Annotated in this window: 17 protein-coding genes; 13 read left to right on the top strand and 4 right to left on the bottom strand. The window is 59.7% G+C overall.

Annotated elements, in window-relative coordinates:
- The first annotated feature begins 106 nt into the window (after positions 1-106).
- Entirely contained in the window at positions 107-568 is a 462-nt protein-coding gene (gene nsrR / locus C7H85_RS16900; RefSeq protein WP_106730877.1) for a nitric oxide-sensing transcriptional repressor NsrR, read from the top strand.
- Positions 569-578: 10 nt separating this feature from the next.
- On the opposite strand, the gene C7H85_RS16905 is transcribed toward nsrR, so the two are convergent.
- Together C7H85_RS16905 and C7H85_RS16910 are read right to left on the bottom strand one after the other, a co-directional pair.
- A complete protein-coding gene (locus tag C7H85_RS16905) occupies positions 579-1,847 on the bottom strand; it encodes an HlyC/CorC family transporter (protein WP_106730878.1) in 1,269 nt (422 codons plus the stop codon).
- 80 nt (positions 1,848-1,927) lie between these two features.
- Entirely contained in the window at positions 1,928-2,722 is a 795-nt protein-coding gene (locus C7H85_RS16910; RefSeq protein WP_210433685.1) for a cytochrome C assembly family protein, read from the bottom strand.
- 145 nt (positions 2,723-2,867) lie between these two features.
- On the opposite strand from C7H85_RS16910, the gene ffh reads away from it, so the two are divergent.
- The 5 genes from ffh (at position 2,868) to rplS (ending at position 6,370) form a co-directional block, all read left to right on the top strand.
- Entirely contained in the window at positions 2,868-4,253 is a 1,386-nt protein-coding gene (ffh, locus tag C7H85_RS16915) for a signal recognition particle protein (RefSeq protein WP_106730880.1), read from the top strand.
- 149 nt (positions 4,254-4,402) lie between these two features.
- The gene (gene rpsP / locus C7H85_RS16920) at positions 4,403-4,651 is read left to right on the top strand and encodes a 30S ribosomal protein S16 (protein WP_106730881.1); all 249 of its coding nucleotides are present in this window, start codon (positions 4,403-4,405) and stop codon (positions 4,649-4,651) included.
- 23 nt (positions 4,652-4,674) lie between these two features.
- The gene (gene rimM, locus C7H85_RS16925; RefSeq protein WP_106730882.1) at positions 4,675-5,196 is read left to right on the top strand and encodes a ribosome maturation factor RimM; all 522 of its coding nucleotides are present in this window, start codon (positions 4,675-4,677) and stop codon (positions 5,194-5,196) included.
- 29 nt (positions 5,197-5,225) lie between these two features.
- Positions 5,226-5,975, top strand: a complete 750-nt coding sequence (gene trmD, locus C7H85_RS16930; RefSeq protein WP_106730883.1) for a tRNA (guanosine(37)-N1)-methyltransferase TrmD — start codon at positions 5,226-5,228, stop codon at positions 5,973-5,975.
- Positions 5,976-6,007: 32 nt separating this feature from the next.
- Positions 6,008-6,370: a 50S ribosomal protein L19 gene (rplS, locus tag C7H85_RS16935; protein ID WP_106730884.1), complete on the top strand. Its 363-nt coding sequence runs from the start codon at positions 6,008-6,010 to the stop codon at positions 6,368-6,370.
- 127 nt (positions 6,371-6,497) lie between these two features.
- On the opposite strand, the gene mutH is transcribed toward rplS, so the two are convergent.
- Positions 6,498-7,175, bottom strand: coding sequence for a DNA mismatch repair endonuclease MutH (gene mutH / locus C7H85_RS16940; protein WP_425445080.1), 678 nt, complete (start codon positions 7,173-7,175; stop codon positions 6,498-6,500).
- Positions 7,176-7,850: 675 nt separating this feature from the next.
- On the opposite strand from mutH, the gene rppH reads away from it, so the two are divergent.
- The 7 genes from rppH (at position 7,851) to C7H85_RS16975 (ending at position 15,073) form a co-directional block, all read left to right on the top strand.
- Entirely contained in the window at positions 7,851-8,369 is a 519-nt protein-coding gene (rppH, locus tag C7H85_RS16945; RefSeq protein WP_106730885.1) for an RNA pyrophosphohydrolase, read from the top strand.
- A 31-nt stretch (positions 8,370-8,400) separates the two neighbouring features.
- A complete protein-coding gene (gene ptsP / locus C7H85_RS16950) occupies positions 8,401-10,659 on the top strand; it encodes a phosphoenolpyruvate--protein phosphotransferase (RefSeq protein WP_106730886.1) in 2,259 nt (752 codons plus the stop codon).
- Between the two features lie 68 nt (positions 10,660-10,727).
- Positions 10,728-11,546: a prolipoprotein diacylglyceryl transferase gene (gene lgt / locus C7H85_RS16955; protein ID WP_106730887.1), complete on the top strand. Its 819-nt coding sequence runs from the start codon at positions 10,728-10,730 to the stop codon at positions 11,544-11,546.
- Entirely contained in the window at positions 11,543-12,337 is a 795-nt protein-coding gene (thyA, locus tag C7H85_RS16960; RefSeq protein ID WP_106730888.1) for a thymidylate synthase, read from the top strand. Before lgt ends, thyA begins: the two co-directional genes overlap by 4 nt.
- A gap of 179 nt (positions 12,338-12,516) precedes the next feature.
- Positions 12,517-13,707, top strand: coding sequence for a Na+/H+ antiporter NhaA (gene nhaA, locus C7H85_RS16965; RefSeq protein ID WP_106730889.1), 1,191 nt, complete (start codon positions 12,517-12,519; stop codon positions 13,705-13,707).
- 93 nt (positions 13,708-13,800) lie between these two features.
- Positions 13,801-14,748, top strand: coding sequence for a transcriptional activator NhaR (nhaR, locus tag C7H85_RS16970; RefSeq protein ID WP_106730890.1), 948 nt, complete (start codon positions 13,801-13,803; stop codon positions 14,746-14,748).
- 25 nt (positions 14,749-14,773) lie between these two features.
- Complete coding sequence (locus tag C7H85_RS16975) at positions 14,774-15,073, top strand: ArsR/SmtB family transcription factor (RefSeq protein WP_106730933.1); 300 nt, start codon at positions 14,774-14,776, stop codon at positions 15,071-15,073.
- Positions 15,074-15,191: 118 nt separating this feature from the next.
- On the opposite strand, the gene rpsT is transcribed toward C7H85_RS16975, so the two are convergent.
- Positions 15,192-15,452, bottom strand: coding sequence for a 30S ribosomal protein S20 (gene rpsT / locus C7H85_RS16980; protein WP_106454074.1), 261 nt, complete (start codon positions 15,450-15,452; stop codon positions 15,192-15,194).
- Between the last annotated feature and the right edge of the window lie 101 nt (positions 15,453-15,553).

Here is a 15,553-nt window from a genome sequence, read left to right on the forward strand (position 1 = left end):
TACCGCTGTGGGCCCGGTCTGTTGTCATACCTGACATTTCATGTCACTTTAGCCACGAATGTGTATCATGTATATATATTAGCCCCGTACTCAGGATACCTGCTCAATGAAGCTGACCACCTACACCGATTTCGGATTGAGAGCCATGATGTACCTGGCTACCCTGCCCAAGGGCGAGCTGACCAGCGTGGCCCACGTGTCCAATCTTTACGATGTGTCCCGCAATCATATGGTCAAAGTGGTCAACCAGCTGGCGCGGGAAGGCTACATCCACGCGGTGCGCGGCAAGAATGGTGGCATCCGCCTGGCGCGACCGCCGGAAGAAATCAACGTGGGGCAGGTGATCCGGGCGCTGGAGCACAACCTCAAGGGCATCGACTGCGGCAGTCCCGCCTGTCACCTGGTGCCCGCCTGCCGCCTGCGGGATGCGCTCGGGCTGGCGATGGAAGCCTTTCTGCGGGTGATGGAAAGCTACACCCTGGCCGATCTGGTCGGCAACCGGGACGAACTGATGGTGATTTTCGAACGGCTGGAGCCCGGCAGCCGCAAGGCTCTGGCCCAGCCATAATCCCGGCGGCTCAGGGCTTGTAGTAGTGGGGTAGTACCCGGGCCAGCTTCACCATGTTATTTTCCACTTCCAGAATTTCAATGGGATACCCGGCCAGGCGCAAGCCGATGTTGGTCTGGGGGATCTCCTCCATGTACTCCAGGATCAGGCCGTTGAGAGAGCGGGGACCGTCGGTGGGCAGTTTCCAGCCCAGCTCCTTGTTGATGTCCCGGATGCTGGCCGAACCCTCGATCAGGTAGGAGCCGTCGTCCTGGGGTTTGATCTCGTCGCTCAGGGTCGGGCTGATGGTGGTGGTGAAGTCGCCGACGATCTCCTCCAGGATATCGTCCAGGGTCACCAGGCCCTGGATGTCGCCGTACTCATCGACGATAAGGCCGATACGCTCCTTGTTGCGCTGGAACTTGAGCAACTGCACGTTGAGCGGGGTGGCCTCGGGAATAAAATAGACTTCGCGCACCGCCCGCATCAGGGTCGACTTGCTGAATTCCTCCTTGGCCAGCAGACGCAGGGCGTCCCGGGCGTGGATAAAGCCGAGCGCATCGTCGATGTTGTCCCGGTACAGCAGCACCTTGGTATGCGGGCTCTGCAGCAGGCGGCGGCTGATGGTTTTCCAGTCCTGGGTCACGTCGATACCGTAGATCTCGTTGCGTGGCACCATGATGTCGTCCACCGTGACCTTTTCCAGATCGAGGATGGACACCAGCATGTCCTGGTGACGGCGGGGGATCAGGGCGCCGGCCTCGTTGACGATGGTCCTCAGCTCTTCCGAACTGATGGCGGTGTCTTCCCGGCTGTGCGGGTTGATGCGGAACAGGGTCAGCAGGCCGTTGGAGATGGCGTTGATGGTCCATACCGCCGGATAGAGCAGCACCATCAGCGGCCGCAGGATGAGGGAGGCGGGAAAGGCGACCCGTTCCGGATAGAGGGCGGCCAGGGTCTTGGGAGTGACCTCGGCGAAGATCAGCACCACTACGGTCAGCGCCATGGTGGCGATGGCGACACCCAGGTCGCCGAACAGACGAATGGCGATCAGGGTGGCGATGGCGGAGGCGAGAATATTGACCAGGTTGTTGCCGATCAGGATAAGCCCTATCAGCCGGTCGGGACGGGCCAGGAGTTTCTCCACCCGGGTGGCGGCCTTGTGGCGATTTTGCGCCAGGTGCCGCAACCGGTAGCGGTTCAACGACATCATGCCGGTTTCAGAACTGGAGAAAAAGGCAGAAACAAAGAGTAATGCAATCAGGATACCGGTTAGGGTACCCGTGGATATGTCGTCCAAGCAGACCGTCCTGTGTAAAAAATCTGATCAATTTCTAAGGGTTTGAGCCTGTACTGTCAAGTTAAGAGCTCAAGCGGGCGCTAAGAACCCAGCAGCACCTCGCGCACGAAACGGCTGCCGAAATAGGCGATGGTCAGCAGGACGCTGCCGGCCACGCTGGTCCAGATCACCTTGCGTCCGCGCCAGCCCAGGCGATGGTGACCCCACAGCAGGCCGACATAGACACACCAGGCCAGGATGCTGAGTACCGCCTTGTGCGCCTTGCCCGGGCTGAACATTTCCTGCAGGAAGAACAGGCCGCTGGAAATGGACAGGGTCAGCAACAGCACCCCGACGAAGATCAGGCGGAACAGGTTGCGCTCTATGGTCATCAGCGGCGGCATCGCCGGCAGGTTGGTGAGCTTGTGTTTTTTCAGCCGGTTATCGAGAAAACTCAGCAGGATGGCGAGCAGACAGGCGATGTTGAGCAGCGAGTAGGATAACAGCCCCAGGCCGATGTGCAGCAGGATTTCCGGGCGGGTCTCGATGTGCATGGTGTAATAGCCGGGCAGCAGGAAGTCCGCGGCCAGCAGCAGGCCGGCGAAGCCGTACACCACCGGCATCAGCAGCCAGACGTTGAAGCGGCTGACCAGCATGGTCATCAGCAGGCAGATGATCAGGCTGACGATGGAGGCCACGTTGAGCATGCTCAGGTTCTGACCGTCGGGCACCAGCACCACGGTGTTGAACAGCCACAGACTATGGAGCGCCAGCGCAAACAGCGCCGCCAGCAAGCCGTATCGGCGACCCGGGTTCTGGGGGTTAAGCAGATTATGTACACAGGCGAAGGCCGCCAACAGATAAAATGCCATCGCCAAAACAGCAAGCAATTCCATAATGAACGTAAGCCATTAATCAGTAATATAAAGAAGAACGGCCAGTATACCCCTAAGGCAAGCGATATCGCTACCTGCGGTCGCTTAAGTTCGGCGGGCAAGTTGGGTATACTGGTCGCAATTTTCGCCAATTGCGGACTCAGTCATGTTTGAAAATCTCACCGAAAGATTGTCGCGGACGCTGAAGAACATCAGCGGCCGCGGGCGCCTCACCGAGGACAACATCAAGGAAACCCTGCGCGAGGTGCGCATGGCCCTGCTGGAGGCTGACGTGGCCCTGCCGGTGGTACGGGATTTCGTCAACCGGGTCAAGGAACGGGCGGTGGGCCAGGAAGTGTCCAAGTCCCTGAGCCCAGGCCAAGCCTTTATCAAGATAGTCAACGCCGAGCTGGTTTCGGTGATGGGCGAGGCTAATGAAGGGCTCGACCTGACGGTCTCGCCGCCGGCGGTGATCCTGATGGCCGGCCTGCAGGGCGCCGGTAAGACCACCTCGGTGGGTAAACTTGCCAAGTTCCTGAAAGAGCGGCACAAGAAGAAGGTGCTGGTGGTCAGTGCCGACGTGTACCGGCCGGCGGCGATCAAGCAGCTCGAGACCCTGGCGGCGGATCTGGAGGTGGAATGCTTCCCCAGCAACGCGCAGCAGAAGCCGGTGGACATCGGCCGCAACGCGGTGGATTACGCCCGCAAGAAGTTCTTCGACGTGGTGCTGGTGGACACCGCCGGCCGGCTGCATGTCGACACCGAGATGATGGATGAAATCCAGCAGCTGCACGGCGCGGTCCGGCCGGTGGAGACCCTGTTCGTGGTCGACGCCATGACCGGCCAGGACGCGGCGAATACCGCCAAGGCGTTCAACGAGGCGCTGCCGCTCACCGGGGTGATCCTCACCAAGGCGGACGGCGACGCCCGTGGCGGTGCCGCGCTGTCGGTACGCCATATCACCGGCAAGCCGATCAAATTTATCGGTATCGGTGAAAAGACCGATGCGCTGGAGCCGTTCCACCCGGATCGGGTGGCGTCGCGCATCCTGGGCATGGGCGACATGCTGTCGCTTATCGATCAGATGGAGCGCTCGGTCGACAAGGGCAAGGCGGCCGAAATGGCCCAGAAGCTCAAAAAGGGCAAGGGCTTCGATCTGGAGGACTTCCGCGATCAGCTGGCGCAGATGCGCAACATGGGCGGCATGATGAGCCTGATGGACAAGCTGCCGGGCATGAACCAGCTGCCGGACAACGTCAAGGATCAGGTCAACGACAAGCTGACGGTGCGCATGGAGGCCATCATCAGCTCCATGACGCCCAAGGAGCGCCAGCATCCGGATCTGATCAAGGGCTCGCGCAAGCGTCGTATCGCCGCCGGCTCGGGCACCGACGTGCAGGAGGTGAACAAGCTGCTCAAGCAGTTTGCCCAGATGCAGAAAATGATGAAGAAAATGTCCGGCAAGGGCGGCATGCGCAAGATGATGAGCCAGATGCAGGGCCTGATGGGCCCCGGCGGGATGGGCGGCGGCGGCCGACGCGGCCCCTTCTGAACCACGGACGGGGGCAGGACACCGTTTCCCGTTCCCGGCCCCAAGTCGGTTGCATTTCCACCGGATCAGAGTACAATTGCGCGGCTTAATTTAAGCCAGGGTTCGCATTGTCTGCGGACCTTGTTTGTTTCAAGTAAATAGAGGACGGTATGGTAACCATTCGTTTACAACGTGGTGGCGCGAAAAAGCGTCCGTTCTACCAAGTGGTTGTTGCTGACAGCCGTTACGCCCGCGATGGTCGTTTCATCGAGCGCGTAGGCTTCTTCAACCCGATCGCCGCCGGCCAGGCAGAAAAACTGCGTCTGGACCTCGAGCGTATCAACCATTGGGTAGGTCAGGGTGCTAACGTATCCGAGCGCGTAGCCAAGCTTATCAAAGACGCAGCCAAAGCGGCCTAAGTCTTTACAGGTAGGGAGTTAAGGTGAGCGAACCTGTAGTAGTAGGCCAACTGGGCGCTGTTTACGGCATCAAAGGTTGGTTGAAGGTCAACTCCTTTACCGACCAGCCAGATGGCATTTTCGATTATCAGCCCTGGCTGATAAGAGACGGCAAAGGCTGGCGTGAAATCCGGGTAACCGGATGGAAGCGTCACAACAAGAGCCTCATCTGCAAATTGGCCGATATCGATCAGCGGGAAGAGGCCCAGGCACTCACCGGCGTCGACATCGCGGTGAGCGGGAACGTGTTTCCCGAACTGCCGGAAGACCAGTTTTACTGGCGCGACCTGATCGGTTGTCAGGTGAAGAACACCCGGGGCTATGATTTCGGGCAAGTGACTCAGCTAATGGAAACCGGCTCCAACGACGTGCTGGTGGTCAAGGCCAATGCCAACGATGCCTTTGGTCAGCGAGAACGGTTGATTCCGTTTTTAGAAGATCAGGTGATCAAGTCCGTGAGCGTTCAGGACAAGGTCATCGAAGTTGATTGGGATCCGGATTTTTAATTCCTGTCGAATCCCGCGCGGAGAAAATCATGTGGATAGGGGTGGTTAGCCTCTTCCCGGAGATGTTCCGGGCAGTATCCGACTATGGCGTTACCGGTCGGGCCGTGAACGATGGCCTGCTGACATTCGAATGCTGGAACCCGCGGGACTTTACCCGGGACAGGCATCGCACCGTGGATGACCGGCCCTACGGGGGCGGACCCGGGATGCTGATGATGGTTCAGCCCCTGCGCGATGCCATCGCGGCGGCGCGGGCGGCGGCCGGCGAAGGAGCAAAGGTGATTTATCTCTCTCCTCAGGGCCGCAAGCTGGATCAGCAAGGCGTGACCGAGCTGGCCCGGGAAGAGAAACTCATCCTGGTGGCCGGGCGTTACGAAGGGGTGGATGAGCGCGTTATCCAGGCCGATGTCGACGAAGAGTGGTCGGTCGGCGATTACGTGCTCAGTGGCGGCGAACTGCCGGCCATGGTGCTGATTGATGCGGTGGCGCGTTTGGTGCCCGGTGTCCTCGGTGACATGGCGAGTGCGGAGCAGGATTCCTTCAGTGAAGGATTGCTGGATCATCCACACTACACACGCCCCGAGCAGCTGGCGGGAATGACAGTTCCCAAGGTGTTGCTGAGTGGCAACCACGCCGAGGTGGCACGCTGGCGAATGCAGCAGTCGTTGGGCCGGACCTGGTTAAGAAGGCCGGAACTCTTGAATAACCTAGCTCTGACTGACGAGCAAGAACAACTTCTTGCCCAATTTGTTCGCGAATATCGCGAGTCGAAACAGTAGAGTTTTCAGTTTACCCTAGGTAAGGAAATATCATGAGCAACATCATTAAGCAGCTTGAAGACGAACAATTGCGCAGCGATATCCCCGACTTCGGTCCGGGTGACACCGTGCGTGTACAGGTACGCGTTGCCGAAGGCGGCAAAGAGCGTCTGCAGGCTTACGAAGGCGTGGTTATCGCCAAGCGTAACCGCGGTCTGCACTCTTCTTTCACCGTGCGCAAGATCTCCAACGGTGAAGGCGTAGAGCGTACTTTCCAGACTCACAGCCCGCTGATCGGCAGCGTGGAAGTGAAGCGTCGCGGCGCCGTGCGTCGTGCCAAGCTTTACTACCTGCGCGACCGTGCCGGTAAGTCTGCCCGTATCAAAGAGCGTCTTACCAGCAAAAACGGCAAGTAAGCCGACCGGCTGTGCCAAAGGCCCGCATTTGCGGGCCTTTTTGTTTTCTGCCTCCGCCGTCGGGCCCTGATCTCCCGAGATCCTGCCGGCGGCGCTGCCGAGTCGGTGGCCGCGGGAACAGGCCCGGTTACAGCATGAAATGTCGGGCCAGCAGGGCCCCGGTAAAGGTGGTCTTGAGATAAAACCCCCGGGGCAGGGTCTGGATCGGCTGCCCCTGCCGGCCCACCGCCTCGGTCAGGGCCCGGCCGTTGGCGGCCTTGGGCCGCAGCTGCAGTACCTGGCCGTGACGGGCGGTGATCTCCTGCACTCGGCCGAGGCTTATCCATTCCATGATCTCTTCCCAGTCCTGGCGCAGCAGCCGTTCTTCTTCCCGGCTCGGGGTCCACAGCAGCGGCTGACCGATCCGTCTTGCGCCCGGCGCGACACTGCGCTCGCCCAGTACCGGTATCCACAATACCCGGGACAACTTGTTGCGTACATTGGAGTGTTCCCAGCTCAGCCCGGCGATGTCGGTGAGTGGGGCCACGCAAACGAAGGTGGTCTCCAGCGGTTTTCCCTGGCTGTCGACGGGAATGGTTTTCAGTTCGACTCCCAGTTCGGGGAAATCCTGTTCCGGCTTGGAGCCGGCGGAAGCGCCCAGTGCCAGTTCGAGCAACAGGCCGACCCAGCCCTTGTCCCGGCGCAGGTGGGCCGGGACCGGGATCCCGAGGCGATGGGCCAGTTCACCCAGGCTGAGGCCGGCCAGTTGGCCGGCGGTTGCCATCAGGGCGTCGATAGAAGCGGGTCTTGGTGTACATTTGTTCAAAATTTAATCACTCCGGGCAGCGGGGGAAGTGGGCGGAACCTTGTCGAAATCACTATTTAACTGATTGATTTATATATGCTTAACCGCCTCTATCCGGGGAAGGGCATCGCCTTCGGATGATATACCGGTTTTACCTGAGTATAAACATGCTGTTGCACAGCCTTATCCACAGAAAAACTGGATAACTGCCTCGGCGGTGCTGCCGATGATTTTTCGGCGTGCTGCGGGCCGAAAAAGAGGATTTTTTTCCTCCCGTTAACCCCGGCTTTACCCGGTTTCTGTGGATAACTATCCGGTGGTTGATCTTTGAGCTACCGGACTTATTAACACCGATTGCAGCCGTTGAACGCCTGTGAAAAGATCCAGGTTGATCCGGGTGTTGTATTTTAATCTTATGATTTTTATGTGTTTTTATTATTCATTCCTGATGATCATCGTCGGGAATACGGATCGTGAGGAAGGATAAAGGGTAAGCTATACAACCTTTACCACAAGATTATCCACATGTTTTGGGGGAAAATAACGGCGGAGGGATCCTTTTTCTGTTTATAACTATTGACAAAACGCCGAGTTATTCAAGATGTCTTGCCGGTGGTGGTATCACAGCATGATTTGCCGGAAATAGGGGAATATGGAACAATCATCCTCATGTGAGCTTTTTAGTCTGGTGATTGCGTGATAGATGGTGACGGTTTTCGTCCCAATGTAGGCATAGTGATCTGCAATCGCAAAGGCCAGGTGTTATGGGCCAGACGTTACGGGCAGCACTCCTGGCAGTTTCCCCAGGGCGGCGTGGATGACGGCGAAACACCGGAACAGTCCATGTACCGGGAATTGTATGAAGAGATAGGGCTAAGGCCCGAAAATGTCACTTTGCTGGCGGTGACCCGCCACTGGCTCAAATACAAGTTACCCAAACGTCTGGTAAGGTGGGACAGCAATCCCGTCTGCATAGGTCAAAAGCAGAAATGGTTTCTGTTGCGGTTGGATTCGGATCATGAATCACACATCGAGTTCGGTTGCCACGGGCACCCCGAGTTCGATGACTGGCGCTGGGTCAGCTACTGGTACCCGGTGCGACAGGTGGTGTCTTTCAAACGGGAAGTATACAGGCGGGTGCTGAGGGAGTTTGCGCCCATCGTCATGGCCGAGCAGCAACAGGGCCGCAAAGACGGGCGCAAGCGGTACAGGTAGCAGGGCACAACCAATACAGGAGTAAGCCTCGGTGTTAAAGGAATTGCGGGAAATCGTTCAGCGGGTAACGGCCAGCTCCGATCTTGACGAAGCCATGTCTGAACTGGTCAGGAAAACCCGCAGTGCCATGCAGGTTGATTGCTGTTCCATCTATCTGCGCCGGGATCTGGAGCAGGCCTATCTGCTTGCCGCCACCGACGGCCTGGCGCTGGAAGCGGTGGGCCATGCCAAGATCCCGCTGGGGGAGGGGATCGTCGGCCTTATCGGTGAAAAGGAAGAGCTGATCAACCTGGCCGATGCCCAGCATCACCCCAAGTTCAAATACCTGCCCGAAGCCCATGAAGATGCCTTCAAGTCCTTCCTCGGCGCCCCCATCATCCACCAGCGCAAGACCTTCGGCGTGCTGGTGGTGCAGCAGAAGGAAGTGCGACTGTTCGAGGAGGGGGAAGAATCCTTCCTGGTGACCCTGGCCTCCCAGTTGGCAACGGTCATCGCCCATGCGGAAGCCAAGGGCAACCTCAAGTCCCCCAACTGGCACGGCGTGCTGCGCGGCCTGGCCGGTTCACCCGGCATCGCCATCGGCAAGGCCTGGGTATGGCGGCCGCGGGTCGAGCTCAGCCAGGTGACGGCGCGCAAGGGCGACGATCCCGCCTTGCAGCATGCCCGGTTCGACAAGGTGCTGGTCCAAGTGGAGGAAGAGCTGGACAGCATGGCGCTGCGCTTCAAGGAGTCCCAGGCCAGCGAGTCGGTGGCGGTGTTCGAGGTGTATCAGTACATTCTCAAGGATCCGGTGTTCATCGGCCTGATCCGTGAGGAAATCGAGCGAGGCTGGATCGCCGGCAGCGCGGTCAAGCGGGTGTGTGAAAAGCAGGTCGCCCAGTTTTCCACCATGTCCGACCCTTACCTGCGCGAACGGGCGGCGGATATCCGCGACCTGGGGCAGCGGCTGCTGACCCGGCTGATCCATGAAGATGAGGGGCCGCTGACTCCGGAGGAGCCGATCATCCTGGTGGCGGACGAGATCAGCGCCACCCTGATCGCCGAAATCCCCAGGGGCAAGCTCAAGGGTATCGTCTCCGCCAAGGGCTCCATCAACTCCCATGCCGCCATCCTGGCCCGGGCCATGGGCATACCGGCGGTGATGGGCATCGATCACTCCTTCGAGCTGCTGGAAGATCGCACCCTGATCGTCGATGGCTACAGCGGTGAGCTGCTGGTCGAGCCGATCAAGTCGGTGCTGCGCGAGTACCGCCGGCTGATGGCCGAAGAAGCCCAGATGGACGAGCTGTTTGCCACGGTGCGCCAGGAGCGTTCGCAAACCCTCGACGGGGTCAGCGTGTCGCTGCTGCTCAACGCGGGCCTGAGTGCCGACACCGACATCGCCATGAACGATGCCGCCGACGGGGTCGGGCTGTTCCGTACCGAGATCCCTTTCATGATGCGGGACCGCTTTCCCTCCGAGCTGGAGCAGGCGGCCAACTACCGCCGGGTGCTGACCAGCTACCAGGGCAAACCGGTATGCATGCGCACCCTGGACGTGGGGGGCGACAAACAGCTGCCCTATTTCCCCATCGTCGAGGAGAACCCCTTCCTCGGCTGGCGGGGCATCCGCCTGACCCTGGATCACCCGGAGATCTTCCTGGTCCAACTGAAGGCCATGCTGCGCGCCAGCGAGGGGCTGGACAATCTGTCGGTCATGCTGCCCATGGTCGGCAACCTGGACGAAGTCCGGGCGGCCCGGCGGCTGCTGGACCGGGCCTGGCGGGAAGTGTCGGCGGAAACCGCCGCCCATCAGGGAACCATCCGCTACCCCAGCCTGGGCGTGATGATCGAGGTACCCTCCCTGCTGTACCAGTTGCCCGAACTGGCGCCGCTGGTGGATTTCTGGTCGGTGGGCACCAACGACCTGACCCAATACCTGTTGGCGGTGGACCGCAACAACGGCCGGGTGGCGGACATTTACGATGCCATGCATCCGGCGGTGCTGCGGGCCCTGCAGCAGATCATCGATGCGGCCCGCCGTTATGCCAAGCCGGTGTCCATCTGCGGCGAGCTGGCGGGGGATCCGGTGGGGGTGCTGGTGCTGATGGCCATGGGCTACCGCCGTTTCAGCATGAACAACAGCAATATCATGCGTATCAAATACGTGGTGCGTCAGTCTCGTACCGATGAATTGCAGAAGGTGCTGCAGGAGGCCCTGAGCCATCAGCATACCGGCGCTTTCAAGGGCGTTTTCGGCCGTTACCTGGAAGAGCGGGGGCTGGGCGGCCTGATGCGGGCTGGGCGTTAGTCCGCACCGCTGGCTTTTGCCGCCGTCCGATTGCACAATACCGTTTTTGTTTTTGACGGGGTAAGTGCATGTCTGAAAGCCACTGGGTGTTTCCCGGATTTGATCCCATCGCCGTGCAAATCGGCCCACTGGCCGTGCACTGGTACGGACTGATGTATTTGCTGGGCTTCATGTTCGCCTGGTGGATGGCCAATCGCCGGGCGGCGCAGCCGGGCTCGGGCTGGACCCGGGATCAGGTGTCCGACGTGCTGTTTTACGGCTTCCTCGGCGTTATCCTCGGCGGACGCCTGGGCTATGTGTTTTTCTACCAGCTCGACACCTTTCTCGCCGATCCGCTTTACCTCATCAAGATCTGGACCGGTGGCATGTCGTTCCACGGCGGCCTGATCGGGGTGATCACCGCCCTCTGGCTGTTTGCCCGCAAGCAGAACAAGACCTTCTTCGCAGTCTCCGACTTTATCGCCCCGCTGATCCCCTTTGGCCTGGGCGCCGGGCGCATCGGCAATTTCATCAACGGCGAGCTGTGGGGCCGGGTCACCGAGGTGCCCTGGGCCATCATCTTCCCGGCGGCGGGCGAGCTGCCGCGTCATCCCTCCCAGCTCTACCAGTTCGCCCTCGAAGGGGTGGCCCTGCTGCTCATCCTCAACCTGGCCTGGCGGCTGCGGGCGCCGCGCGGCGTGGTGTCCGGCCTGTTCCTGCTGTGCTACGGGCTGTTCCGCTTTATGGTGGAGTTCGTGCGCGAGCCCGACGCGCACCTGGGGGTCTATCTCAATGTGTTCAGCATGGGCCAACTGCTGTCAATGCCGATGATGCTGGCCGGCGTATTGATGTTATGGGCGGCGTACCGCCGTCCCCGATGGTTTGGCAATGGAGAAAGAACCGCATGAAGGCCTATCTCGAGCTGATGCAGCATATTCTTGAGCAGGGGGAACGGAAAGAAGACAGAACCGGCACCGGCACCCTGTCGGTGTTCGGCCATCAGATGCGGTTCAATCTGCAACAGGGCTTTCCGCTGGTCACCACCAAGAAGTGCCATCTGAAATCGATTATCCATGAGCTGCTGTGGTTCCTGAACGGTGACACCAATATCGGCTACCTCAAGCAGCACGGGGTGCGTATCTGGGACGAATGGGCCGACGAAAACGGCGATCTGGGGCCGGTCTACGGTCATCAGTGGCGCAGTTGGCAGGGGGCGGATGGCCGGGTGACCGACCAGATCAGCCAGGCGCTCGAGACCATCAAACACAACCCGGATTCACGCCGCATCATCGTCTCGGCCTGGAACGTGGGCGAGCTGGACCGGATGGCGCTGGCCCCCTGCCATGCCCTGTTCCAGTTCTACGTGGCGGGCGGCCGGTTGTCCTGCCAGCTATACCAGCGCAGCTGCGATGTGTTCCTCGGGTTGCCGTTCAATATCGCCAGCTACGCCCTGCTGACCCACATGATGGCGCAGCAGGCGGGGCTGGAGGTCGGGGATTTCGTCTGGACCGGGGGCGACGTGCACCTCTACCGCAACCATCTGGAGCAGGCCCGGCTGCAACTGACGCGTGAGCCTCTGCCGTTGCCGACCTTGCGCCTGGCCCGCCAGCCCGACTCCCTGTTCGATTACACCTTCGAGGATTTTGTGCTGGAAAACTACCAGGCGCACCCGCATATCAAGGCACCGGTGGCGGTTTGACGCGAATTAATATGGTTAATTTTGTTAAATTAAAGTGATAAATTTTATTTATATCGGATATACCAAGGTCTAATTGTAAAAATATTCGATTTTGCCGAGTAGTTAAGCAGAAACAACCGATTACTCGCCACCGCATGAGCTGATTACACTCGGGTAAGTCCAAGTGTGGAGACTCATCTATGTCAACCGTATTGAAACGATTTATGGCCATGGAATCGGCCAGTGGCATCCTGCTCATCCTGGCCGCCGTTGCCGCCATCCTGATGGCCAACAGCGATTGGGCCCATCTCTACAGTGCCTTTCTCAACACCCAGGTCCAGGTGCGCATCAGCGGCCTTGACCTGGACAAACCCTTGCTGCTGTGGGTCAACGACGGCCTGATGGCGCTGTTTTTCCTGCTGATCGGCCTCGAGGTCAAGCGCGAACTGGTGGAAGGGGCGCTGTCCCGGCGGGAGCAGGCGATATTTCCGGCCCTGGCCGCCCTCGGCGGCATGGTTTTCCCCGCCCTGTGGTTCCTGGCGTTCAATGCCGACAACCCGGTTACCCAGAACGGCTGGGCCATTCCCGCCGCCACCGATATCGCCTTCGCCCTGGGGGTGATGGCGCTGCTGGGCAAACGGGTGCCGCTCAGCCTGAAGATCTTCCTGCTGGCCCTGGCGATCATCGACGATCTGGGGGTGATCCTGATCATCGCGCTGTTCTACAGCCATGGCCTGTCACTGCCGCCGCTGGGGATCGCCCTGCTCGGGATACTGGGACTGGTCTGGCTCAACCGCGCCCGGGTCGGCAGCCTGGCACCCTATCTGCTGCTGGGACTGGTGGTCTGGGTGGCGGTGCTGAAGTCGGGTATTCATGCCACCCTGGCCGGCGTACTGCTGGGCTTTCTGGTGCCGCTGTATGGTGCTGGCGGCTCCCCCTCCAAGCGGCTGGAGCACGCCCTGCATCCCTGGTGTGCCTTCCTGATCCTGCCGTTGTTTGCCTTCGTCAACGCGGGGGTTTCGCTGCGCGGGCTGTCGCTGGGCGACCTGTCTTCCGCCCTGCCGTTGGGGGTGATGATGGGACTGCTGGTGGGCAAGCCGATGGGGGTGTTCCTGATCAGCTGGCTGGCGGTCAAGCTGCGCATCGCCCAGCTGCCGGCGGGCGTCTGCTTCAAACAGATTTTTGCGGTGTCGGTGCTATGCGGAATCGGTTTTACCATGTCCATTTTCATCACCTCCCTGGCGTTCAGCGGCCACGCGGAGCTGGCCAACCTGTCCCGACTGGGCATTTTGCTGGGCTCTACCCTGGCGGCGCTGATCGGCTATACCATGCTGCACCTGGCGTTGCCCCGGGCCGAGAAGTCCCCGGTTTTGCAGGTGCAGCGCATCTGAGCTGACTCTGTTCTCTGCACAACATGACCGGCCGGGTATTCAAACCCGGCCCGTTTCTTTATGATGGTGCCACCGCGTATCGGAGATGGTTCCTTGTCACACCTCAACTACAACCACCTGTATTATTTCTGGATGACCCAGAAAAAGGGCTCGGTCACCAAGGCTGCCGAAGCGTTGTTTTTGACGCCGCAAACGGTAACCGGGCAGATCCGCCAACTCGAGCAGCGCCTGGGTGGCAAGCTGTTCAAGCGCAAGGGGCGGCAACTGGAGGCGAGTGAACTGGGCCAACTGGTGTTCCAGTATGCGGACCGCATGTTCAGCCTGTCCTACGAGATGCTGGATATCGTCAACTACCGCAAGGAAGATCACCTGGTGTTCGAGGTCGGCATCGCCGATGCGCTGTCGAAGCGGCTGGCCAGCCGGGTGTTGTTGTCGGTGATCCCCAACGACGGCTCCATCCACCTGCGCTGCTATGAGTCGACCCACGAAATGCTGCTGGAGCAGCTCAGCCAGCACAAACTCGACATGATACTGTCCGACTGCCCGGTGGATTCGGCCCAGCACGCGGGCCTGCTGTCCAAGAAGCTGGGGGAGTGCGACATCGGTTTCTACTGTCGCGAGCCGCTGCCGAGCAAGCCCTTTCCCGCCTGCCTGGAAGAGCGGCGGTTGCTGATCCCCGGGCGGCGTACCGCCATGGGCCGGCAACTGCGCCATTGGCTGGAGGTGCAGGGGCTCAAGCCGCAGATCCTGGGCGAGTTCGACGACGCCGCCCTGATGAAGGCCTTCGGCTTTTTCAACCAGGGCATCTTCGTGGCGCCGGCCATCTACCGGGAGGCGATCCTGCAGCACCAGCCGGTGATCGAGATCGGCCGGGCGGAAGAACTGAAGGAAGAGTACTATGTGATCTTTGCCGAACGCATGATCCAGCACCCGGCGGTGAAACGGCTGTGTGAAAGCGATTTCACTTCCCTGTTTTCCGGCCTGGACGATTTTTCGGCGGTGACGGTACCGCCGCCCACCTTTGACAGTGAATTTAGCTGAGAACCTGAATGTGACGACTATGGCGATGAATATCGAGGAAATGGAAGCCAACGCGGCCCAGGCCGTGAAACTGCTCAAGGCGCTGGCCAACGAGCGCCGGCTGTTCATTTTATGCCATTTGCTCGACAAGGAGCTGTCGGTGGGGGAAATGAACCAGCACCTGGGGTTGAGCCAGTCGGCCCTGTCCCAGCACCTGGCGATACTGCGCAACGATGAACTGGTGCGCACCCGCAAGGAGGCACAGACAGTGTACTACTCGCTGCAAAGCGAGGAAGTGCGGGAAGTCATCGCCCTGCTGCACAGGCTTTATTGCAGAGAGGAGTAAGGGGAAGGCGCGAGGAGTGACTATGACCCCGGCGTTGTCTCTAACGCTTCACCTTCTGACAGGCAATAAAAAACCGGCATTGAGCCGGTTTTTTTAGAGCGCTTGGAACAAGCCTGGTTTACAGGGCCTTGATCTGAGCGTTCAGGCGGCTCTTGTGACGAGCTGCCTTATTTTTGTGGATCAGGCCTTTGGTGGCCATGCGGTCCAGCAGGGGCTGGGCGGCATCGAAGGCTTTCTGGGCGTTGGCCTTGTCACCGGTGGCGATGGCAGCAACTACTTTCTTGACGTAGGTGCGCACCATGGAACGGCGGCTGGCGTTGTGCTTACGGCGTTTCTCTGCTTGAATCGCGCGTTTCTTAGCAGATTTAATATTAGCCAAGGTAAAACTCCTAAAACTGTCTTAGCGAGTGTTCTTAAAAGGCCGAGGAATATGCCTTTTTCACCGCTGATTGTCAATTGATTTGTGCAAATAAACACCGC

This window comes from Zobellella endophytica (genome assembly GCF_003012775.1).
GTDB classification, from domain to species: domain Bacteria; phylum Pseudomonadota; class Gammaproteobacteria; order Enterobacterales; family Aeromonadaceae; genus Oceanimonas; species Oceanimonas endophytica.

Excerpts from the sequence above, each read along its gene's own strand:
- lgt (WP_106730887.1), top strand. The coding sequence starts at position 10,728 with ATGTCTGAAAGCCACTGGGTGTTTCCCGGATTTGATCCCATCGCCGTG.
- C7H85_RS16975 (WP_106730933.1), top strand. The coding sequence starts at position 14,774 with ATGAATATCGAGGAAATGGAAGCCAACGCGGCCCAGGCCGTGAAACTG.
- rpsP (WP_106730881.1), top strand. The coding sequence starts at position 4,403 with ATGGTAACCATTCGTTTACAACGTGGTGGCGCGAAAAAGCGTCCGTTC.
- rplS (WP_106730884.1), top strand. The coding sequence starts at position 6,008 with ATGAGCAACATCATTAAGCAGCTTGAAGACGAACAATTGCGCAGCGAT.
- ffh (WP_106730880.1), top strand. The coding sequence starts at position 2,868 with ATGTTTGAAAATCTCACCGAAAGATTGTCGCGGACGCTGAAGAACATC.
- trmD (WP_106730883.1), top strand. The coding sequence starts at position 5,226 with ATGTGGATAGGGGTGGTTAGCCTCTTCCCGGAGATGTTCCGGGCAGTA.
- nhaA (WP_106730889.1), top strand. The coding sequence starts at position 12,517 with ATGTCAACCGTATTGAAACGATTTATGGCCATGGAATCGGCCAGTGGC.
- nsrR (WP_106730877.1), top strand. The coding sequence starts at position 107 with ATGAAGCTGACCACCTACACCGATTTCGGATTGAGAGCCATGATGTAC.
- C7H85_RS16910 (WP_210433685.1), bottom strand. The coding sequence starts at position 2,722 with ATGGAATTGCTTGCTGTTTTGGCGATGGCATTTTATCTGTTGGCGGCC.
- thyA (WP_106730888.1), top strand. The coding sequence starts at position 11,543 with ATGAAGGCCTATCTCGAGCTGATGCAGCATATTCTTGAGCAGGGGGAA.